Annotated in this window: 15 protein-coding genes; 7 read left to right on the top strand and 8 right to left on the bottom strand. The window is 45.1% G+C overall.

The genetic code is table 11. The annotated features are described in order from the left end of the window. Positions 1–5: 5 nt before the first annotated feature. Both B7P33_RS00540 and B7P33_RS00535 read left to right on the top strand, forming a co-directional pair. Positions 6–1148, top strand: coding sequence for an aldose epimerase family protein (locus B7P33_RS00540; protein ID WP_097440020.1), 1143 nt, complete (start codon positions 6–8; stop codon positions 1146–1148). Between the two features lie 37 nt (positions 1149–1185). Further along, complete coding sequence (locus B7P33_RS00535; RefSeq protein ID WP_097440019.1) at positions 1186–1788, top strand: toxin-antitoxin system YwqK family antitoxin; 603 nt, start codon at positions 1186–1188, stop codon at positions 1786–1788. Between the two features lie 130 nt (positions 1789–1918). Here B7P33_RS00535 and B7P33_RS00530 read toward each other — a convergent pair whose 3' ends face one another. The 7 genes from B7P33_RS00530 to B7P33_RS00500 all read right to left on the bottom strand — a co-directional run bounded on the left by B7P33_RS00530 (position 1919) and on the right by B7P33_RS00500 (position 10328). Beyond that, entirely contained in the window at positions 1919–3478 is a 1560-nt protein-coding gene (locus tag B7P33_RS00530; protein ID WP_097440018.1) for a hypothetical protein, read from the bottom strand. A 30-nt stretch (positions 3479–3508) separates the two neighbouring features. Beyond that, the gene (locus B7P33_RS00525; protein ID WP_097440017.1) at positions 3509–4915 is read right to left on the bottom strand and encodes a neutral/alkaline non-lysosomal ceramidase N-terminal domain-containing protein; all 1407 of its coding nucleotides are present in this window, start codon (positions 4913–4915) and stop codon (positions 3509–3511) included. A gap of 6 nt (positions 4916–4921) precedes the next feature. Further along, positions 4922–6001 carry a sialidase family protein gene (locus tag B7P33_RS00520; protein WP_097440016.1) on the bottom strand — a complete coding sequence of 360 codons (1080 nt, stop codon included), beginning with the start codon at positions 5999–6001 and terminating at the stop codon, positions 4922–4924. 42 nt (positions 6002–6043) lie between these two features. Further along, positions 6044–6904, bottom strand: coding sequence for a bile acid:sodium symporter family protein (locus B7P33_RS00515; RefSeq protein ID WP_097440015.1), 861 nt, complete (start codon positions 6902–6904; stop codon positions 6044–6046). A 144-nt stretch (positions 6905–7048) separates the two neighbouring features. Next, positions 7049–8059, bottom strand: coding sequence for a polysaccharide deacetylase family protein (locus tag B7P33_RS00510; RefSeq protein WP_097440014.1), 1011 nt, complete (start codon positions 8057–8059; stop codon positions 7049–7051). Between the two features lie 21 nt (positions 8060–8080). Beyond that, positions 8081–8986, bottom strand: coding sequence for an alpha/beta hydrolase family protein (locus B7P33_RS00505; RefSeq protein WP_172435813.1), 906 nt, complete (start codon positions 8984–8986; stop codon positions 8081–8083). Then, entirely contained in the window at positions 8973–10328 is a 1356-nt protein-coding gene (locus B7P33_RS00500; protein ID WP_097440012.1) for a PhoPQ-activated pathogenicity-related family protein, read from the bottom strand. Before B7P33_RS00500 ends, B7P33_RS00505 begins: the two co-directional genes overlap by 14 nt. 535 nt (positions 10329–10863) lie before the next feature. Here B7P33_RS00500 and B7P33_RS00495 point away from each other — a divergent pair. The 5 genes from B7P33_RS00495 to B7P33_RS00475 all read left to right on the top strand — a co-directional run bounded on the left by B7P33_RS00495 (position 10864) and on the right by B7P33_RS00475 (position 20505). Further along, positions 10864–11856: a PKD domain-containing protein gene (locus B7P33_RS00495; protein WP_097440011.1), complete on the top strand. Its 993-nt coding sequence runs from the start codon at positions 10864–10866 to the stop codon at positions 11854–11856. A 50-nt stretch (positions 11857–11906) separates the two neighbouring features. Next, positions 11907–15305: a SusC/RagA family TonB-linked outer membrane protein gene (locus B7P33_RS00490; protein ID WP_216359336.1), complete on the top strand. Its 3399-nt coding sequence runs from the start codon at positions 11907–11909 to the stop codon at positions 15303–15305. Positions 15306–15316: 11 nt separating this feature from the next. Further along, on the top strand, positions 15317–16975 hold the full coding sequence (locus tag B7P33_RS00485) for a SusD/RagB family nutrient-binding outer membrane lipoprotein (protein WP_097440010.1): 1659 nt from the start codon (positions 15317–15319) through the stop codon (positions 16973–16975). A 76-nt stretch (positions 16976–17051) separates the two neighbouring features. Further along, positions 17052–18230 (top strand): sialidase family protein, encoded by a 1179-nt coding sequence (locus tag B7P33_RS00480; protein ID WP_097440009.1) that lies wholly within the window; start codon positions 17052–17054, stop codon positions 18228–18230. Positions 18231–18339: 109 nt separating this feature from the next. After that, the gene (locus tag B7P33_RS00475; protein WP_141402357.1) at positions 18340–20505 is read left to right on the top strand and encodes a hypothetical protein; all 2166 of its coding nucleotides are present in this window, start codon (positions 18340–18342) and stop codon (positions 20503–20505) included. Positions 20506–20610: 105 nt separating this feature from the next. Here B7P33_RS00475 and B7P33_RS00470 read toward each other — a convergent pair whose 3' ends face one another. After that, positions 20611–22392 carry an L-fucose isomerase gene (locus tag B7P33_RS00470; RefSeq protein ID WP_172435812.1) on the bottom strand — a complete coding sequence of 594 codons (1782 nt, stop codon included), beginning with the start codon at positions 22390–22392 and terminating at the stop codon, positions 20611–20613. Position 22393 lies beyond the last annotated feature (1 nt).

The raw sequence follows: 22393 nt of genomic DNA, 5'->3' as shown, positions 1-22393 counted from the left end.
CAGTTATGAGGGCTACATTACGGTTCTTATTATTTTTATTCGGGGGCTTGTTCATCGGCGAGATGGCTGCCCAGAAAACGCATCCCGATATCGTTTTATACGATGCTAAAGATTTTGAAAAAATCTTGGAGGGCAAACAGGTAAAACTGTTTACTTTATGTAATAACCAGGGTATGGTTACCCAAATTACCAATTATGGGGGTAAGGTGGTGTCGCTATGGGTAAAGGACAAAAACGGGAACTATGCCGATGTGGTCTTGGGGTTCGATTCCTTGGAAGGCTATCTGAATTCACCCGAAAAATACTTTGGTGCCCTTATTGGACGATATGGTAACCGTATAGCCCAAGGACGGTTCTCCTTGGATGGTAAAAGCTATGATTTGGCCACCAATAATGGTGATAATCATTTGCATGGTGGTGACAAAGGCTATGATGCCGTGGTCTGGGAGGCAGAACAACTAAACGAGAACAGCTTGCAATTACGGTATACCTCTCCAGCTATGGAAGAAGGTTATCCGGGATATTTAAAAATCAAGGTTTTATATACCTTGACCGAGGCCAATGCACTCAAGGTTGAATATTGGGCTACTACCGATGCACCCACCGTAGTTAATCTAACCCATCACTCCTTTTTTAATCTAAAAGGGGCCGGAAAGGGCTCTATTAATGATCATATACTTCAGATAAACGCCTCAAAATATACCCCCGTAGATGCCGGCCTTATCCCAACGGGAGAAATAGCCCCAGTGGCCGATACGCCCTTTGATTTTAGAAAGGGGGAAGCCATAGGTAGCCGATTGCATGAAAAACATCAACAACTGGAATATGGATTGGGCTATGACCACAATTTCGTATTGGAGCCAAGCTCCGATAAAATGCGTTGGGCGGCAACCGTAACCGAACCCCAAAGCGGACGTGTAATGGAGGTGTATACCAATGAGCCGGGCCTACAGTTTTATGGCGGCAATTTTCTCGATGGCAGTATTCAGGGGAAGCAAGCTAAAATATATGGTCATCGTGGCGCCTTTTGTTTAGAGACCCAGCATTTTCCCGATAGTCCCAACCAGCCGCAGTTCCCCACCACTCGATTAGACCCCGGGGAGGCTTATACTTCGGTTTGTGTGTATCGGTTTACAGTTGAAGATTAGGTTGATTCATGAAGAATGGTCTATCTTTAGTTGAGTTATGAGACGATACTTAAGCCGCAAATTCTTGGTGTTTATAATGTTCCTTTATGTTGGTCAAGGTTTGGGTCAATGGAAAAAAGAACATGCCTTTGATTACAAAAAATACGGGGATACCTCTAACGGAAAAGCAAGTAAGGATTCACTGGTTTATTTTTATTACGAAAATAAGATAGTCAAAGGTGTTGGTAGAGTAGCCCTAGAAGGTAGAACCCCTAGTAATCTTAAAGTAGGTCATTGGAAGGAATTTCGGGCAAATGGCACGATTGAAGCTGAAGGGTCTTATAAAATTGGAAGTTATATACAATGTTGTTATGCTGGGCCTTGCCATTGGTATTACCACTATAGATATGGGAAATGGAAATATTATGACGTAAATGGTGAATTATGCTATGAACTGGAATTTGTCCCGACCGAGTTACGCATAAAAACGAGTTGTGATGGTGGTGATGATTTGCTTTTTGGTTTAGTAAAGGAAATTCCGATTGATTATGATGATATTGTAACAACTGACACCATAGTAAAACGGCAAAAAGTGGAAATAATAAATGATATAGGGTTGGTCAAAATGGTGCCATTAAACGGGATTCTATATTGGGAATAGGTGATGTAATGTTTCAAAGACACATTCAATCTGAATTGTGATAATCTGAAAAACTTCAAACCACAAACTTCAATAGTAACTTCACCATTGAAATCCCTTAACTCACATTTAAATTCTTGTCCGTTCTAAACTACTCATCCAAATCCCGGATAACCTCCAATAAGTTATAATACACCAAGGGTCCGGTTTCAGGGCCTAGAGAGTTTTCTTCCCCATAGGTGTCCCGTTCGTCATGATATAAATAAGGCTTTTTGGTATCCCATTCACTTTTGGGGATGATATAGCCAATCTCGTCATTGGCCAACCCCAGATAGAATTTGTATTTATCCTTGATAAAGCTTTCAATACTTGGGGTTTCAATAGGGTCAATCTCAAATTCACGTCCACGGGGCGCTTCCACACCGCCATAAACGATTTCGGGATAGATTTCACCGGGAATACTCAAAAATAGGGCCGGACCCACACGAATGGCCCCGACCTCAGAACGTTTGCTAAAATAGGAAGGCATTCCCATTTTGATCAAACCAATGGCCGATGCGATCTTGAACATGGTATTGTCCAGCGGAAACTCCAGTGTACGTGCTCTCAAATCTATACCGCTCTTAGCAATGGTATCTCCCTTTTGTTCCAAGGCTTCCAAGGCCATAAGGGCCACATGTTCGCCAACGGCTTGGGTTTTTTCATAAGTGGGTTCGGCATAGAGGGTGTCCTTAGCAATATCGGGTATGGAGATACTGGGGTGGGGGGCCATTAGTCCGCCAATGGCTCCGGAGAAAAATACTGAGATTCCGCCCAAGCCGGGTTTAATCAGGCTATCTTGGCTTTTGATACCATTTTCCATAGCCTCACGGATATAATGCGGGTAGTCTGAACTGATCAATAGGTTTTTGCTCCACAATGTTTCGGGGTGGTTGGCCCAGTCGACCAAAGTGCCCAAGGTGGTCTTGGTCTGGGCATCAATGGCCTGCATAACATGTACCCCGGTCGCCTTTACGATGGGTTTACGAGTATCCTTCATAAGAATGGAGTCGCGCTGCGAACGATCTTCGGCAAAGACCAACTCGGCTGGTCTTAGCTTGCCCACGGCTTCGGTAATGGCGGCTACGGTTTGGGTTTTTACATATTCCAGCATTTCCGGATTTACGCCAGAATGTAGTGGGTCTGGCCCCCATATTCCTACTAAATCGTTGCTCTCATGGGTATGCGTAGAGGCGATCAGCGTATAGTCTACCCCTAGATTTTGGGGTATTCTTTGTCTAATATCGATAACATCGTCATGTAAAAAGCCTATGGCGTCCAAAGAGACCAAGGCCATTCGGGTATTGCCATCGTCCATAACCACGACACGCGACCACACATCGTCATGCACGCCTTGTGCAGGTTTGGCATTACTCATCCCGGCAATCCAATAGGCATCGAACTTACCGTTATTGTTGTTATCGTTATAGGTGTCGCCTTTATCTTCATCGTATTTAAAGTTGCCATCGGCATCGTTCCAAGTATCGACAATGGTCGGGGTAATCGGTTTTTTGGCAAAACCAACCTGCATTACCGCATTCCCTTTCGATTTTAGGTGAAGGTCGAGGGTGTAGTCCGGATAACGGTCGCGCCAATTATAAAATACCATAATGGTAAGTGCGACAAGGCCCAAAAGAAGTAATAGTCCGATGCGTTTAAGCCATTTTTTCATTTGAATGCGTTTTGGTCAGTTGGTAATTCGTTAATGTCGAGATTCGGTTAAAAGGTTGGCCAAACTATAGTTGAGCTCCATTATATATTCCCCCATACTAGGGCCGAACCATCCCATGAGGGCGGTTTCATAGGTGTCGTAATAATAATATTTTCCGGGTACGGAATAGCCGAGGTATTGGCCATTAAAACTGGTGATGACAGAACTGTAACCCGCATTTTCGAGGGCGTTGTTCATATCTATTCCAAACTCACCGCTGAGTTCTACGGGCGAGGTATGCCAAATGAGTCCGTTTAGGCGAAGGGCTTGTAGATAATGAGCTTTTCGTTCGGGCATAATCTTGTTGGCCAACCAAGGGGCCAAGCGGTAACTGTCCGCTATTTTTATAGCTTGGATCTTGGGAATTTCAAGGGGTAAGCTTATCCTAGCACTGGTTACCAACGAATCTAAGGGGGTTCGTAAGGCAATGCGTTGGGTTGAATCGGCCAAGATCTGGGCCATCCGTTCAATTTTTTCAAAACGTTTGCCTTCCCCTTTGTTGGAGTGGCTGCCTACGGTACCTGCAAAGAACTGGCTATGGTCCCAACCTTTTTGTAATAATGCCCTTTGATAAGCCCCGGGATAATCGCCACTGAATTCACTGTTCCAAGTACTGATACTGGTGGCATGGGCCCCGAAAATGCCAATGATGCCTTTTTTTCCCCCGATTTGTTCCAATCGTACCACATCGAGTTGATCGTGAAGCCTCCCGGTTTCCCCAATGATACGGTTACGGATCAATTGTGGGATTTTGGTATGCCCATAGCCCATTTTACTTGGTTTTAGGTCGTCTAGGGCGGCAAGTATCACCTTGCTGAATTGTTGGCCCAACCAATCGACCATACCTTCTTGATAGTCGCCGCCGAATTGTTTTCCGATATAACCGGGCACTATATTACCTATACTGGCATGGGTATGTGTGGCCCCAAAAAATAGCTGCTCACGTTTTATGCCAGAGGTTTCCCTGAGCCGCTCCATAATATTGTCTACAACATTCTCGGGTATTAGCAACAAATCGCCGCTGACCAAAATCGTAACTTCGGCACCTACTTTAAGGGCAGTGGCCTTGGCCATTAGGGAATCGTGGGTGCCGGTGGCCATTTGTCCATCGCCATAACCGGCCAACCGCACTTGTTTAAAACTGCCAGACAAGGGGTTTTCAGGTCCTTCGGTGAGTTTAGGGGTGATATCTATCGCGGCAAACCCAACTTCCAGGGGAGCGGTTTCCAAGTTTAGGTTGGTTTTGATATCGGCCAAGCGGGCTTGGGTGTTTTCGTAATATTGGCTTTCAAAATAAGGGTCGGTCTCGATTTTTTCCACCGAAACGAAAACCACTATCAGCAATAAAAGGACCAATACGCCCAGTAACCTTAACCCAATACGAAGCAGCTTTTTCATTGGGGTTTATAATTGTTTGGGATTTATGACCACATGTTTTACCGTTTTTCGGTTGTAGGTGTAGACTACATGTACCAAGCCGTCTGAAGATTGTATAACGGTGGGGTAGGAGTACTCTTCACCTTCGCGGTCCGTGGTTTCGGTTAGGGGTTCTAGGTCTAAAACCCGCTTCCAGCTTTTGCCATCGGTAGAGGTGCCCACACTTAAGGGTACACGATCGCCCCAATTTTTGTTGGTGGGGTTGTAGATCAAAATTTGGGTGCCATTGGCCAAGCTCATGGCATCGATTCCCGAATTGGGGTTGGGTAATTCCATGGCTGTCATGGGCCCCCAGGTTTTTCCGTGGTCTTCGGACCAGTTTTCGGTAACCACTTCATTTTTGGTACGGCTTAGCATTTGTAATTTGCCATTGCCATAATCGAGTATGGCCGGTTGAATGGCCCCAAATTCAGCAGCATCGTTTAAAGATTCGGTTTTGGTCCACTCCGTACTTCCTTGGTCCAAACGCTCTACATGTATTTTCCAGCCTTCGGTCTTGCTTTCGGTACTCGAAGGGGAGAGTATAGTTCCATCGGCCAATTGTATAGGTTGGTTCTTTATTGGGCCTAATATGCCTTCCGGTAGGGCCACAGGCTCCGACCAACTTTTCCCATTATCGGTAGAAGTCACATAAAGCCCCCACCATTCCCTTGGGTTTGGACCCACTTTGTAGTAGAGGTATAAAGGGCCATCTTTGGGTTTGAACAATACTGGGTTCCAGCAGGGGTGTCGGCTACCGTCTTCCTGAATGCCGTTTACCACCTCTACAGGTGTACTCCAGGCCCCATCGGTCTTACGGGAGACCCATATACCCACATCCTTGTTTTTTTCTTTGGTACCCCCGAACCACGAGGCCACCAATACCCCATTGCTTTCGGCTATGGTAGAGGCATGGCATTCTGGGGTAGGGGCTTGGTCTTGGGCGTAGATAAACTCTTCCAAAACCACGGTTTTCGGTTCTTGGGGAGATTCGGTTTCTTTCTTTTTCTCCGTTTTGCAAGACAGTATCAGTAAACTGGCTAAGAGGATTGTGGTAATTGATTTCATATTGTAATGCGTTTGGTTTGGTGTCTGATTGTCTTGGGTTGATTAAGTGGTTATACCCAGCTTTTTGCGGAATACAATGACCAATGTTGCCGTACCGAACATGAGCAGGCTATAAATGGCCGGAACAATCGAGTATTCGGCATTGTTAAGTGCAATGGTAGCTAAGGTTATGGCCAAAGTGCCGTTTTGTATGCCCGATTCAATAGAGATACTTACCGCTTGTGGGCGATTAAGTTTAAACAATACCGCTAGGGTAAATCCGATGGCCATGGTAGTTAGGTTGAGTAAAATGGCAGGAATACCAGCTTCTTTAAGGTAATCCATAAACACCTCTCGTATGCTGATGACTACCCCAATCACTACCAAGACAAATATGACGGCCGAAGCGATTTTAACGGGGCGTTCCATTTTGGCTGCGAATTCCGGTTTTTTCGCATTGATTAACATCCCCAAGGAAATGGGAAGGATTACCACAACGACCAACTGCTTGATCATGGTTATGGCATCTACATTGATCAACTGGCTTTGGTTAGCAAATTCAATCAGGGCCAATTGCACGATCAAGGGAATACTAAAAATGGTAATGATACTCGAAATGGCTGTTAGGGATACCGATAGCGCCAAATCACCTTTGGCCAAATAAGCCAACATATTGGAAGTAGGCCCACCCGGACAAGCCGCTAAAAGCATGATTCCGATAGAGGATGTAGCCGAAAGTCCCAAACCAACGGCAATGGCATAGCCTATTAGGGGTAAAATAATCATTTGACTGATCAGTCCGATGATAACGGCTTTGGGGTAAATTAAGGTTCGTTTAAAATCGTTGAGGGTCAGGGAAAGCCCCATACCGAACATAATAATGATCAGCGAAATCGCCAAGATGATACCTGAAGTACTATTCATGCTTTGTTTTAGGTTTTAGTGTGCTACAAAATACTCTTTTTGGGCCAAGACCAACCACTTTTTTCTTAGAAGAATCTTATGGTTTATTGACATCTATCTAGGGTCGATTTCACTAACTTGTACCTGTAGGCCATTTGCTGTAGGTTATTTGTTATGCCGGGCCATCATTTCTTTCCAATTCGTGAAAATGATGTTTTGTTCCTTAAAAAATGCGATTAAGTCAGGATCGGCGAACATTTGGGCCTCCCAAGAACGTTGTTGCCAAGAGTTGGTAATGGTTTTTAGGTTCTCGGTTTCTACCGATGGGTGAAAGATGATTTCGGTAATCCCTGCATCCAAGCCCATGACCAAATCTTTAAAGTTCTGTATTTTTTCTTCATAGGTGTCTCCTTTGGGCACACTGGTAAAGTCGTCCAATTTCGGTAGCGTGTACCCATTGGCCAAAGCTACCACCTCGTCGGTCAACGGATAGCCCTGACCCTTGAATTTTTCTACCACCTTGGCGTTCGATAGGTCTATGGCATTGGCCGGAATACCGTATTCTTGGGCTACCCTAAAAAACACCTCTACAAACGCAGGATGGCCGTATAGGGTACCCATATGGGTGTCGATATGATCGGGGCGGTAGCCCCAAGCGATAGATTGTTCGATTTGCGCACGTACCTCTTTTTCAATCTCGGCCGGACTCGCATTCATAACCACTTCGGGTACGCTACGCCACATTTTTCCTTCGGGGTCGTGTAAACCGGGTACCGAATCTTTTGGGGTTACACTGCTCCAACGGTAGGTCTTCCATTCGCTGGTCAAGGTTAAATGAAGGCCTACGTCTTGTTTGGGGTTGGCAATGGCCCAATCTACGAAGGCTTTGGCATTGGGGCATGGAATCATAATGGCCGCCGATTGTATCAGTCCTTTGTCCAAATAGGCTTCGGTCGCTTGGTTGGCTTCCTCACACATACCAACATCATCGGAATGTAGCATTAATACTTTGGCGCCTTTGGGGTACCCCAAGCGTTCGGCCCAATTGGCTGGTGCTTCCGTGGTTTCGGCTATGGTGTTTTTCGTTTCTTTCTTTTCGGTTTTACAGCTTCCTAAAAGGGCGGCCATGGCTAGGGCGAATAAAAAGTGAACAGGTTTTCGGGTAACAAATTTCATTGTCGTTGGGTTTGTAATGGATTATAAATGTGTGTTATACCAGTTTACCCCTTCCAGATAAACATCGGGTTGGGGTATGGTTTTATGTTTGGCCGGATACCAGATGATCTTCTTGGGTTCTTTGGCTTTGTTGTATAATAATGTACTCATCATGGGCAGGATTACCTCGTCTTCTTCCGCATTGAGCATCAATAGGGGACGGGGTGAAATAGCCTCCACAAAATTCAAGGGTTCTATGACACTAACAAATTCTTTGGCTTCGGAATCCAGGGCATCTTCCCCATATAATAGGTTCAATTGCCCTCCGGCGATAACGATCACACTTGCCTTTATTCTAGGTTCAACCCCCGAGAAGAGGGTCCCGGTAATTCCCCCAAGGCTTATACCGTAAAAGCCTATACGGTTGGGGTCAATTTCTTTATGTTGCTCCAGTAAATCTACCCCTCGGCGCAAGTCAAAAACGGTTTGGGCTACCATATTTCGGGTCCAGTACCTATGTGGGCCGGTTAGATCAAATTTCAGATCCTGCTCAAAACGATCCCCGTGGTTGGCAATATCTATTCGGAAAACGGCATAACCCTTGTCTATAAATAGGTTATGGGCCGCCTCAATATAATCTACCTGCTTATGATCGCCTAGCCCATGTAAAAGCATAATGGTCTTTTGGGGGCCATCACCTTCCTTGGGTACGCTCAACAGGGCCGTTACCTGTTTATTATGTACGCTGGTATAAACCAGTTTTTTTTGATAATGTGTAGCCAGCGTATCCCAAGGGCTTTGTTTAACCTGAAGGGGGAGGGCCTTATCGTAATCGTAATAAGAAAGCACAGGTAAGGCCGTAGCTGGTTGGGCGAAAACGTAAATTACTGCAACGGTAAGACCTATTAACAATAGGCCTATAAAAAGTACTTTTTTAAAGGACTTCATCGTCATCCATTAAATACATTCGGGTGCTTTTGGTATACGTACCTCCGCTTGGCGATTGGTATTCCAAATCTATATATAGGGCTTTGTATCCCTTTTTGGGGAAATTAAAAGTATGGCTGATGGACTTGGATTTGCCTACCGATAGTTTTTGGGCACTGAATTCCTCGTCCCTAAAATCGCGATCGGTAGAGGTGGCCGACCAAACATAGGCTCCGATAAGGGCATCGGTACTGCCCTCAACCTCTAAGGTAGCCGAGGTTGCAGTTGTATTTATTTTGTAGTTCAAATCCGGATAATCGTTTTTACGTAAGGTGTTTGCCCAAAAGCCACTCAACGATTTTAAGGCTTCTTCACCACCGGCCAGATCATGTCCGGCATTTGGGGTATAGTGCACAAAATTATCACCTGGAATGTCTTCAATATAGTTTTTGATGGCATCTACCGGCCAATATTCGTCATTGGTGCCAATAAATATCAATTTAGGCATGGTTAGATCTTTGCGATACGAATACGGGTCGATCATGGTGGTCAAGGCATTGCCGTCGGGCGAGCTAACCTGTTGGGGGATTTCCAGTTTGGTATAGTCTTCGATCTGAATGCTGTATTCTTGCCAGGCCTCCAGTTGGTAATCTAAACTTACCGGCATATTCAATACATCGATCACCATGGGGCCAATGGCCTTGACCCTGGGGTCGTTGGCACCGGTAAGCCAGGTGGTCCATCCTCTTTTTGAGGCTCCGGAAACCGTAAAGCCATCTATGCTATGCTTAAAGGTTTTCTTGGAGAAATCCTGTACGGCATCCATGGCCCTAACGGCACTTTTTACCATAGGGAACAGAAGGGGCCAGCTGTAATCTTTGCTGCTCCTAAAATTATGAAGGGTAAAGGAAATAAGCTGGTCTTCTACCAAACCATCGTACAGCGGTTGTTTCGGGGTCTGTCGAACAATAGCCGTTACGGCTTGGTTGATCTCGGCCAATTGGGCAAAGCGCTTCGTGGTACCATCATCTTCTTTTTTCCATTTTGGGCCATCTTCATTAACACTACCTCCGGTAATAAAAAGTAAGGCTCCTGTATATTTTAGTTTTTCCGGCACCAATATGGTCAATTGATGTTGCCAAAGATGTTCGCGCCATTTTTGCGATGTCAATAATAAGTCATAGGCAGTTACCGTACCTAGTTCGTATTTCTTTTTGACTTCGTAGGTATAATGCGTGTCGCCATTGTTTAAGTAATGACGTAGTGCGTTTTCTGGTTGGGTGTTGCTTTCTGTTTGACCATAGATGAGTTGTCCCATTACAAATAGGGAGAGGGTCAGAACATATTTCAGTGTTAATTTCATTCGTGTCTCTTAAAGTTTGGATTTTGTTATGATGGTTTTTTGACGTTTTGAGTTCAAGTTGTTGCCGTATTTTGACTTTTTGTTTCGAATTGATTATTTACGATTTCGTAACGATCTCTTTAAATTAATTTTAAAATGATACTGAAACTGTAGTTGTATTGCGTTTTCGGTTATTTTGATGGGTTGTTTTGTTTGTAAGTCTCCGGCGGATGATTATAGATGTTTAAAAGCTGTTTTATGGTGTTTAAATGGTTGTTTTAGAGGTCTTAAGCGATATTCGGTTTTTAGTTCTTTTTTCTGTTTTCGGCATGCATATTCTACAAATTCTAAGAATTGCCCAAATCTCCAATACTAAGTTTATATTAACATTTTTCGTAAAAATATCCCTATTTCCTTTAATGATGTGATAATATATAACGCATTATTAACAAGATATTTGAGATGTTTTGAAAGGTGATGGGATAGCTTTGTTGACACCCATGGGTAATTTGTATCCAGGGATCAACTAAATAACAAACCAAAACGACAGAATTCTATGCAAATTCCAAAAAGAGTATTAACATCATTATTGAGGGCCAAAAGAAGCTTGCCTTACCTTATGGGGGCTTTTCTTCTCTTGTGGTCGGTCTCTTGTGAGACCAATGACGATAGTGAGACCGTTTTTCCGTTAACTGCGGAGATATTCAATACGGTCGACGGTAAAAAGGTTGCTTTTCAGGGCCTTACCCATAGTGCCAGTAGCTGGTCATGGGACTTTGGTGATGGTAACACCAGTTCTGAGCAGAATCCGGTACATGTGTATCAAGATGGCGGCTATTACGATGTGGTATTTACGGCCACGGATGCTTCGGGTAATGCTATTACCAAAGAAGTGAAATTAGCTATAGACCTTACGCCTTATATTTTGTTGACCGGTGGGCCAACCGCGGCCAATGGCAAGACCTGGAAATTAGATCCGGCCCATAGCGAGGATTGGTTTGCCAATTCCGATGCCGATCTTAGTGTTTTCGATGGCTTAAAACCATTGCCAACAGGGGTGTTCGGTAACCCGTTGGGTATTTCCGAGGTTTACGACGATACCTTTACCTTTCATTTCGATGGTAATTACGATATGGACCTACAAGCCGATGGTGGTGGGTTAAGTAATGTTTTCTATCAGTTGGCTACCTCTGGTGGCGCCGATATTTTGGCAGGGCCTAATGCAGGCTTCCCTTTTGTGAATGCTACTTTCAACCTAGATGCCGATGCTACTTTCACTTTTACCGAAAATGACAACATCAGTGTGGCTTCTGTATACGGTTTACCTACGGGCTTTGTCGATTATAACGATGTAACCACCCTAAGTTTCTCAGGTAATGGTTATGTGGGATATCGCGACTTTGAGACCCGTGCCATTGTTAGAAATGTAAGCGATACCAGTATGCAGTTGGTGTTGTTCGTGTTGGCAAGCGCCGATTTTATGCCGCCGAATACACCGATTCCATTGAATACACATGCATTGGTTTTAACCTTTAAGGCCGTGCAGTAATGGGGGTATTTGATACAATAGACCAAACCAAACTTTTATACTTGAACACAATGAAATCAAAAAATCAAGCAAATCGGACAGCCCGTTTCTTTGGTGGTTGTTTGTTTTTTGCCATGCTGGTTCTGGCTCCTATGCAGCTTTGGGCCCAATCGCGCACCATAACGGGGGTGGTTACCTCTAGTGCCGATGGTATTCCCATGCCAGGGGTTAGTGTGGTGCTAAAGGGAACCACGAACGGTACCAGTACCGACTTCGATGGTAATTATTCGATCAATGTGCCAAACACGGGAGGTACCTTAAGTTTCTCCTATATCGGGTATGCACCCGTAGATATGGCCATAACATCCGGTAACACCCTAAATGTAACCATGGATGAAAGCGCTGAAGAACTCGAAGGAGTGGTGGTAACCGCTTTGGGGCTGAAACGTGAAGAGAAATCCTTGGGATATGCCGTTGAGAACGTTGGGGGAGAGGAATTGACCCGTGTAGTACAGGAAAACGTATTGAATTCCATGTCGGGTAAAGTATCTGGGGTAACCATTAACTCTACAGGAGGTGCAGCCTCTACGGTGAGTATGGTAATTCGTGGAGCCACTTCCTTGAGTACAGATAACCAACCTTTGTTCATCATTGATGGTGTTCCGGTAGAAAGTACCGTAAACAATGTGGGGGGCTTTGGTAGTCGAAACCCTGTGGATTATGGTAATGCCATCTCTGATTTAGATCCAGAGAGTATCGAAGATGTATCGATACTAAAAGGAGGTAGTGCTGCCGCCTTATATGGGTCTCGAGCGGGTAATGGTGTGGTTTTGATCACCACCAAACGTGCTAAGGACAAGCAAAAAATGAAGGTGAGTTTTACCACCAATACCGTGGCCGATGTACCTTTCCGTTTCTTGGAAACCAATACCAAATTATCAACGGGTTACTTCTCATACCGACCCGAAGATGTTGGGAGTAACATTTTGCCTGAGGTTAATCCGGCCTTTTATGCCGGTGCCGGTCCAGAGAACGATAAAGGGTATTGGGCCGTACAATGGCATTCTCCCCTAGATGCCAATGGTAACCGTATTCCTATTGAATTGGTGTCTTACGAAGACAATGTAAAGAACTTTGTAAAGACCGCCTTGACCACCACCAACAGCATCGAGATTTCCAATAGTTCCGATATCTTGAATTTTAGGATGGGCTATACCAATATGAAGCATACGGGTATGGTACCGAATTCCGATTTAAATCGAAATTCATATACCTTATCGGCCTCGTCTAAACTAAACGATAAGTTAACGGTCAGTACCAATGTAAACTTTGGTCATACCTGGGCCGATAACCGTCCGGCCTCTAACCGAGGTACCAACCCACTGCAATGGGCCTATGCGAATCCTTCTAATATAGATATCCGTATGTTGGAAGATTATTGGGTGCCAGGTGCCGAAGGTAGTCAGGTGGTTCGCGTATCCGAAGAGCACGATAACCCATACTTTTTGGCCAATGAAGTAAATAACAGTTTTAACCGCTTCCGTATTTTCGGTAACATTGTGGCCGATTGGCAGTTCACCGATAACTTTGGCATTCGCGGTAGATATACCTTGAATAAATCAGATCAAACCCAAGAGACCAAAATTGCTCCTGGATATTCTAGGGAGGCCAATAATGGTGCTTACGGTATTGCCAAGTCTGATTTCTTGGAACGTAACATAGATATTTTGGCAACCTACAAAAGGGATTTCGAAAATTTCGATTTCTCAGTTTCCGGTGGTGCCAATACCATGTACCAACGTGGTACTTCGCTACGTAATGGTTCTAAAGGCCGCTCTGGTTTAATCGTGCCTAATGTGTTCACGGTGGGTAATATAGCCCCAGATGCTTTGGACTATTCCAGCAGTCTAAGGGAAAAAAGTATAAATTCGGTTTATGGTCTGGCCAGTTTAGGTTTTAAAGATATGTTGTACTTAGATTTAAGTCACCGTATCGATTGGTCTAGTACCTTGCCAGAAGACGATAATCAATACGACTATTCTTCGGCTTCGCTAAGTTTCTTGTTGAGTGAGGTAGTAGATATTCCTAAAGTAAGTTTGTTCAAACTTCGTGGAGGTTGGGCCGAGACCGGTAACGATACAGCGCCATACAACTTACAGCAAGTGTACCAAAGTTCAGGTCAGTGGGGCGATGCTTCCGGTTTGTTCGTACCGAGTAACTTGCTTTCACCAAGTCTACAGAACGAGCAATTGACTTCTTCAGAAGTTGGTCTTGATTTGAATATGTTCAATAACCGTGTACGTTTTCAAGGTACATACTATATGATTAAAAACGAAAACCAGATCCTAACCATTCCATTGGCGGCTTCTTCCGGATTTGATCGTGTAAATCTGAATGCAGCGACTTTGGAGGGCGATGGTATAGAATTGAACTTAGGCTTTACCCCAATCGAGAACGAAAACTGGACTTGGGACTTGAATTTTAACTATACGGCCAACGAGACCAAGATTACCGAATTGGCGGAAGGGGTCGATTTCTTGGAGTTCTGGTCAGCCAATAAAAGTAAGGCCCGTGGTTTCGTTGAAAATTCCGAAACCGGTGAAGACGGACTTTTGGGGAATATCTACTCTAGAAAGATCAAAAGGGTTACCGATCCCAATTCAGAGTACTTTGGGTTCCCGATCATAACCTCTGGTGAAGACCCGGAATGGGAAGCCGAAAGTGAGTATGTTAAGGTTGGTAATTATAACCCCGATTTCATTTTAGGTTTACAAACCAGTTTACGCTACAAGAATTTCAGTGTAAATATGACTTTCGACTGGCGTTCTGGCGGACAATATATGTCACAGACCCACAGGTATATGACCGAAGATATTACTTCGGCGACCGTATTCGATCGTTTGGCCAATCCGGGCGGACGTCAATTAGGACCGGAAATGCGTCAATGGGTATTGGATAACAGAGATCAGTTGTTGTTGTCAGAAAACTTTATCAATGTCGGTGGACCAACTCCGGAATACGGAGGGTTACCAGAAAGTTTTTCAGGTACCGAAGTACACGACGGAGTGTTCTCGCCTGGTGTAATAGGTTATCATGATGACAACGGAAACTTTGTTTTGGTTCAAGAGAACCTAGGGGGCGAAGGTACTTTGGTAAGACCATTCGTAACCAGTAACCCTTGGGATTTCGGAACCAACCATATGTTCGATGCCGATTACATTAAGCTCCGCGAGATTACCTTCAACTATAACTTCCCCTTTAAATGGGTAGAGCAGGCCGGTTTAGATGCTCTTAGTGTATCTATCTATAGCCGTAACATTATGTTGTGGACCAAAGATTCAAGTTTTGGGGTGGATCCCGAACGCGCCTTCCAGGCAGAATCTAGCGGTAGGTTCCTTCAGGGTATTGAACGCTATAATGTAGAACCATGGGTATTCCCAATCGGATTTAAATTGAACCTAGCATTTTAAAAGTAGAAATCATGAATCGATTTAGTATAAAATATTTTGTTTTAGGGCTGCTGCTTTTAGGAAGTTTTACGGCCTGTGAAGATTTGGATGAATATAGGGCCAATCCGAATGCGGTAGATCCAGAGGCGGCGGATTTGAACCTATTATTGCCCACGGTGATCACCAATTTGTCCAAGACCATGGTCAATATGGGCATTGGGGAAATGGCCGGGGTCATGCAACATACCCAAAAGAACGGTTGGTCGGGTGGCCATAACGATTACGACTGGGACGATAACAGCCACAGTTGGAAGGCCATGTACGGTATTATCCGTAACAACCGTGATTTCTTGGCCAAGGCCGAGGAAAATGAGTTGGATTTCCATAGAGGGGTTGGGCTTGTACTACATGCCTATACTTTTGGCCAGATTGCCGATTTATGGGGAGACGCTCCTTATTTTGAAGCGGTTAAAGGAGATCAAGGTACCGATTACTTTAAAGCGCCTTTTGATAGCCAACGTGAGATTTATTTAGATATCCTTTCGAAATTGGAACAGGCGAATAGCCTGTTGTCCAAGCCTCAGGATAGTTATTTGAACGTAGTGCCGAGCCAAGATGTGCTTTTTGAAGGCGATGCCTCTAAATGGCGCAAGTTCGCCAATTCATTGGCCTTACGCTATTATATGCGTCTTTCGGAAAAGGAACCTTCCATTGCCCAATCGGGTATTGCGAAGATTACAGGTAACCCAGGTCAGTATCCGTTGATTTTGACTACTTCAGACGATGCCAGTATGGCGTTCCCTGGGACGAGTACGGTAGATTCTTGGCCTACCAACACGGTTTTTGATAACAGTGTGTCGGGTAGTTATTTTAGGGTGAAGATGTGTGCCACATTGGTGGAGCAAATGCAGACCCTTAACGATCCCCGTTTGGCGGTTTGGGCCGACCCGGTTGAGATTCCGTTGGTTCTTGAACCTTCTTGGGACGATGATCGCGATGAAATGATCGATGGCGAAAGGCATATTGCCCAAAACATTGCCGACGATTATGAAGCTACCGGAGAATTGGCCGTTGATTACGATAAAGACTTTATCGGAATGCCGACTTCTACCAAAGCTACCTTATACTTTAACCTGACCCCGAATATAGGTCAAGGCTTGTATAACCCACATGCCAGTCAGTTAAATTCGATGTACAAAGAAACATCTGGCGATTTATTATTGGCCCGTTTGTTGTCTGCTGCAGAGGTGAACTTTGTATTGGCCGAAGCCGCTACCAAAGGTTGGGCCTCGGGTAGTGCTGCCGCCTATTATACCGAAGGGGTACGCCAATCTTTCGAAGCTTGGGGTGTAGGCGACCAAGTAGGCGATTACTTGGCAGGGGCACCTTTTGACGGATTGGAGAGCATTATACAACAGAAATGGATTGCCAGTTGGTCAGCCTCTACAGAAGCTTGGGCCGATTGGAAAAGGACCGGTTTGCCCGTATTGGGCACAGGGCCAACAGCCATGCGCGATGCCTTGCCTTTGCGATTCTACTATCATTTTAACGATGAGATTGCCAACAATACCGATAATGCCAATGCGGCTATCCAGAAATTGGAACCTACCGAATTTAAAGGTAGTGATACCAGTAACAATAGCGCTTGGTCTAAAACCTGGGTATTGCAGGGAACGGGTAAACCGTATTAATGACAAGTTTGTTTTTAGTTTAGTAATTTTCAGGAAGGGGGCTTTTTCGGAAGCCCCTTTTTGATACTTTAGTTTTATGAAGTTTTTATTTAAGGTTATTCTCTTGATGTTAGTGGGAATGTCGATAATCCATGCCCAAAAAGGCCTGTCCGAAAATCATTTAATTTTCCCGCCACAGGAACAGCATACCCATAGTAGTTCTGTCGTTCAATTGCCCAATGGCGATTTTTTGGCCTGTTGGTTTCAAGGTTCTGGAGAGCGTAAGGCCAACGATGTAAAGATCATGGGGGCTCGTCTTAACAAAAATTCCAAGGCATGGGGAAAACCATTTCTTTTGGCGGATACGCCCGGCCAACCCGATTGTAACCCGGTTTTGTTCGTAGATCCCAAAGGAAGATTGGTGTTATATTGGATAGTGGTACAGGCCAATCAATGGGAAACCTCGGTGTTAAAATACCGCCGAAGTTCTGATTTCTTAGGAGATGGAGCTCCGAAATGGGATTGGCAAGATGTAATTTTATTGAAACCCGGCGAGGCCTTTGCCGACCAAGTAGAAACCCAATTCAAGGCCCAAGGGGGAAGGGGACTGGCTTGGGCCGAATATGCCCCACGCTATGAGTCAATGGTACACGAGGCGGCCCAAGACAAAAAGAAACGTGAAACCGGATGGATGTCTAGGATACAGCCTTTGGTGTTACCCAACGGGCGCATGCTTTTGCCCCTATATTCCGATGGCTTTAACTTTTCTCTGGTTGCCATTTCTGATGATAATGGGGAAACGTGGCGGCCTAGTATACCAATAGTGGGCTATGGAAATATCCAACCCAGTTTGGTGCGTAGATCCAATGGCGAAATTGTGGCCTATATGCGCGATAATGGCGACGCCCCTGGCCGTATTTTGGTGAGTACCTCTAAAGACCAAGGCGATAGCTGGAGTTTCGCCCAAAAATCGGAGCTTAAAAATCCCGGTACCAGTGTACAAGTCTTAACCTTATCCAATGGCCACTGGCTCATGGTCTATAATAATACTGAAGATGGGCGTCATAATTTGGCCGTGGCTCTATCAAAAAATGAAGGTAAGGATTGGTCTGAACCCAAATATTTGGAGAAGAAGGAAAAAGGCCAAGGGTCTTTTTCGTATCCAACGGCCATACAGGCTAAAGACGGTAAGGTGCATATTACCTATTCCCATAGCATAAATGGCCAAGAAGCCATTAAGCATGTGTCATTTTTACCTAAATGGATGCAGAAATAGTTTGAATTGTGCAATTCGGGTCAATTTACCATTGGTAACGATCAAGAAGCCCGAAGCGACTGCCACCATTGTGATGTATTTTTAACACACCAAACCAAACTAATTATATATGAAGTCTTTATGGCTGTTACCCATCCTACTTTTTTGTGGGATGGGTTTTTCGCAAAAAACCTATTCTGATAAGGCGTTCAAACAAGATCAGGCTACCAAATTTCAAAAAACGACCGATGCGGCATTGCGTAATCTGGCGATCGATAGGAATGGGGTAGTGCAAGTGTTGTCTTCCCAAGGTGTACTACATCCCTGGGAAAAAGAGTTAAAACCGCAATTGCAATACCGCCCTATAAGTGATCAAAAGGTATTGGATATGGTGGCCTACCAAGGTCAATTTGTTTACTTGACAGATACAGCCATCCTTAGTAATGCTTGGGCAGGCAAATTGTATTGGGAGCATGGCTTGGAAAATCCTACCCAATTGGCCTTAGGTGCCGATTTTACTATGCTGGTTGCGAATAAGGAAAATTTACGACTGGCCAAAAACGGAAAGGTGCTTACCGATATCGTGCTGAATGCCCCAGTAGAAAAGATGGTGTATGACGCAAAAGGTGCGCGTTTTGTAATCGCGACGGCCTTTGGGGTGTATACCCTTGGGGAAACGGAAACCACTTTGACCAAAATTTACGCGGGAGAGGGTATTACTTCCTTAGCCGTATCGGATAAAGAGGTTTTGGTAGGAACCCAATCGGGATACCTGACCTTGAATTTAGACGGTAAGGAAGCTTCACCACTTCAAGCAAAATTACCTTGGCCCGAAATCACTTCGGTACAATTTATAGATGGCGAAAAATGGTTGGGTAGCACCAAAGGGGCCTTTAAGCTTCGTAGCGATGGCAAATTCGATTATTATGCCTCAAAACGTTGGTTGACCGACGATAAGGTGGTGGCCATTGAAGCTGGGCCCGAAGGTAGTGTACTGGTGTTAACGGAAACTGGTCTATCTCAAATCGATTTTACCCCCATGACCTTACACGACAAGGCCATGCATTTTCAAAAAGTACAACGACAACGACATATCCGATATGGCTTTAGTTCGGCTACCCGGTTACAGACCCCCGGCGACCTTTCTTCCGCTATCCTTTGGGATACCGATAACGATGGGCTATGGACATCAATGTATTTGGCAGGGGAGTTGTTCCGCTATGCGGCAACTAAATCCGAAGACGCCAAATTAAACGCCTATGAAGCTTTTGAGGCCATGGAGCGTTTAACCAAAATCAGTAAGATTGATGGTTTTCCTGCCCGAACCTATGAAATAGATACCTATCAATCTTCCGACAGGGAACCCGATAAACCAGAGCATGAAAAAATATGGCGACTTACGGACGATAAACGTTGGCGTTGGAAATCTACCACAAGTAGCGACGAATCATGCGGACACTTTTTTGTTTACGCCCTGTTCGCAGAGTTGGCGCCGGATAAATCGTGGCGCGATAGGGCCATACACCAGCTTAAGATTGAAATGGATCACCTAATTGAAAACGATTGGTATTTGGTTACCTGGAACGGTAAACCCACCCAATGGGGCCGATGGAACCCGGATTATGTAAACCAGTTTCCCATAAATGTAGGCGACCGTAGGTTGAATTCAACCTTGATCCTTTCTTTTCTACAGACCACTTATCATTTTACCAAAGACAAAAAATACCTCAAACACTACAAGAAACTGGCCAATAAGTTTGGTTATGAGGAAAATGCCAACCGTCCGGCTTCTGTAATTGGTTTTGTAGAGGGTCAGTATTTAAGCTCGGCCTGGAACCATTCCGATGACGAGATGTACTTTTTGACCATCCCCGGTTATGTCAACTATGCCTTTGACGAAGAGAGTAAGGCCAAACATTTTGAGGCGGCCAAGAGTCATTGGGAAATAGAACGAAACGAAAAGAACCCGCTTTGGAATTTTCTATATGCCATGATCGGCGGAACGGATTACGATTTGGATGAATCGATTTGGTGGTTAAAAGAGTTTCCGATGGATCTAATCGACTGGAAGGTTGAGAATGCCCATCGTAAAGACTTGGATAAAGTGGCCAAAAATTTTAGGAAACAAGAATATAGTGAGGTACTACCAAGGGATGAGCGCCCCATGCATTTGCACAATAACGCCTATAGGAACAACGGTGGTAGTGATGGCCAATGGGAGCATCCAGCCTATATTTATTTATTGCCATATTGGGCCGGTAGGTATGTGGGGGCCATTTCCGCCCCGGAAGAATAGATTTGGATCAATGATTCTGTTAGAAATGAAAAGCGGCCCAAGTAAAAGGGCCGCTTTTTGTTGTTAGACGATTATTGGCAAGTGTTATTAGGGATGTTTCCCCTGTTATTTAATACCATATCGGGGCCCATAGGCTTCACAAGCCCTATAGTCGGCTCCTTCGGGCTCACTTCCAAAGGCGTTCCAAAGGGCAGGCCGGAACAATTTGTCTTGGGGCACGTTATGCATATTTACCGGAATGCGAAGCATGGCCGCCAGGGTAATAAGGTCGGCCCCGATATGGCCATAACTTATGGCACCATGATTGGCTCCCCAATGGGCCATTACGGAATACACATCGGTAAACGGCCCTTTTCCATTAATGCGGGGTGCGAACCAAGTAGTGGGCCAAGTAGGGTTGGTTCGGGCATCGAGTATTTCGTGAATATCGTTATCGAGATCCACTGTCCAACCTTCGGCCAATTGTAACACGGGTCCAATACCTTTAATCAGATTGATACGGCACATGGTTACCGGCATTTCACCCCGGGTCTTGAATTGGGAGGAATAACCACCTCCCCTAAAATACTCCTTAATACCTTGGGGCCAACGGGTAGCCTCTAGACATGCCTCGGCCTCGGCTTCACTGATATCCCAATAAGGCTTCATACAGGAATCACCCTGTGCATTGCGTTGTTCGGCGGTGGCATCTAAGGTGGTGGAGCCCGAATTTATCAAATGTATGATGCCGTTAGCAGCCTTACCCGTAAGGGTCTTTCCGCTTACACGCTGCACCGATTCGGCACTCCAATAGGTACGCACATCGGAAAAGATCTGGGCGGTATTGGTCAGTAAATGACCGAACAGCATCGATACCCCGTTCAAACTGTCGTTTTCGGTGGCCACCATATAGGCCTGCCTTATCCCGTTCCAGTCAAAGGAGGAATTGAGAATGGCCTCTGGGAAATCGCCATTGGGCATATGGTCGGTCCATTGACGTTGTCCTTGGAAACCGGATATCAAGGCATTTCTACCCAAGCTTTCTTCGCCATAACCCATTTCCTTTAGTTTGGGATTTCCGATCATGAGGTCGCGGATGATCAAGGTCATTTTAACCACGGTCTCCCATTCCCAGGCTTTACGTTCAGCATCGGATTGGGTTTGGTTATAATCGGTACCTTCCGTACAGTTTTCCTTAGTCCAGCTTAGGGCCTTTTGGTACTCGTCTTGGTCAAATATGCCTTTTTCGATACGTCGCAGTACTTCCATCTGATCCACGAACTCAGTACGCATACCTAAATAATCGTGAAAGAAATTTTGGTCTACCATACTACCCACGATTCCCATAGATCCGTAACCTATCGATAGGTAACTGGTGCCTTGCATTTGACCAACGGCCATGGCGGCCTTCGCAAAGCGCAATATTTTTTCTTTGACATCGTCATGTATTTCGGTGTCTCCGGCATCTTGTACTTCACGGCCATAGATGCTAAAACAGGGAATTCCTTTTTGGGCATAACCGGCCAGGGCAGCCGCCAAATAAACGGCTCCTGGTCTTTCAGTACCGTTAAACCCCCAAATGGCCTTTGGTAAGTTTGGATCGGAATCCATTACCTCGGTGCCATAACACCAGGCCGGGGTAACGGTCAGGGTGGCGGTTACCCCTTCTTTTTTGAATTTCTCGGCACATTGGGCCGCTTCGGCCACTCCACCAATCGTAGTGTCGGCAATAACACATTGGTATTTTTCACCACTGGGAAACCGTAAGTTCCCTTCGATTAAACGGGCCGCGTTTTGGGCCATTTCCATGCATTGGGCCTCCAACGATTCGCGAACCCCTTCCTCACGTCCGTCAATAACCGGACGGATGCCTATTTTCGGTAGGCTTCCGATTAATCTGTAACTCATC

The sequence above is a fragment of the Sediminicola luteus genome, from assembly GCF_002514735.1.
Taxonomy (GTDB): Bacteria; Bacteroidota; Bacteroidia; order Flavobacteriales; family Flavobacteriaceae; genus HQA918.
Note: the sequence above shows the minus strand (reverse complement) of the source record. Positions and strands in the feature narration are given on the sequence as shown.

Excerpts from the sequence above, each read along its gene's own strand:
- B7P33_RS00540 (WP_097440020.1), top strand. The coding sequence starts at position 6 with ATGAGGGCTACATTACGGTTCTTATTATTTTTATTCGGGGGCTTGTTC.
- B7P33_RS00535 (WP_097440019.1), top strand. The coding sequence starts at position 1,186 with ATGAGACGATACTTAAGCCGCAAATTCTTGGTGTTTATAATGTTCCTT.
- B7P33_RS00530 (WP_097440018.1), bottom strand. The coding sequence starts at position 3,478 with ATGAAAAAATGGCTTAAACGCATCGGACTATTACTTCTTTTGGGCCTT.
- B7P33_RS00525 (WP_097440017.1), bottom strand. The coding sequence starts at position 4,915 with ATGAAAAAGCTGCTTCGTATTGGGTTAAGGTTACTGGGCGTATTGGTC.
- B7P33_RS00520 (WP_097440016.1), bottom strand. The coding sequence starts at position 6,001 with ATGAAATCAATTACCACAATCCTCTTAGCCAGTTTACTGATACTGTCT.
- B7P33_RS00515 (WP_097440015.1), bottom strand. The coding sequence starts at position 6,904 with ATGAATAGTACTTCAGGTATCATCTTGGCGATTTCGCTGATCATTATT.
- B7P33_RS00510 (WP_097440014.1), bottom strand. The coding sequence starts at position 8,059 with ATGAAATTTGTTACCCGAAAACCTGTTCACTTTTTATTCGCCCTAGCC.
- B7P33_RS00505 (WP_172435813.1), bottom strand. The coding sequence starts at position 8,986 with ATGAAGTCCTTTAAAAAAGTACTTTTTATAGGCCTATTGTTAATAGGT.
- B7P33_RS00500 (WP_097440012.1), bottom strand. The coding sequence starts at position 10,328 with ATGAAATTAACACTGAAATATGTTCTGACCCTCTCCCTATTTGTAATG.
- B7P33_RS00495 (WP_097440011.1), top strand. The coding sequence starts at position 10,864 with ATGCAAATTCCAAAAAGAGTATTAACATCATTATTGAGGGCCAAAAGA.
- B7P33_RS00490 (WP_216359336.1), top strand. The coding sequence starts at position 11,907 with ATGAAATCAAAAAATCAAGCAAATCGGACAGCCCGTTTCTTTGGTGGT.
- B7P33_RS00485 (WP_097440010.1), top strand. The coding sequence starts at position 15,317 with ATGAATCGATTTAGTATAAAATATTTTGTTTTAGGGCTGCTGCTTTTA.
- B7P33_RS00480 (WP_097440009.1), top strand. The coding sequence starts at position 17,052 with ATGAAGTTTTTATTTAAGGTTATTCTCTTGATGTTAGTGGGAATGTCG.
- B7P33_RS00475 (WP_141402357.1), top strand. The coding sequence starts at position 18,340 with ATGAAGTCTTTATGGCTGTTACCCATCCTACTTTTTTGTGGGATGGGT.
- B7P33_RS00470 (WP_172435812.1), bottom strand. The coding sequence starts at position 22,392 with ATGAGTTACAGATTAATCGGAAGCCTACCGAAAATAGGCATCCGTCCG.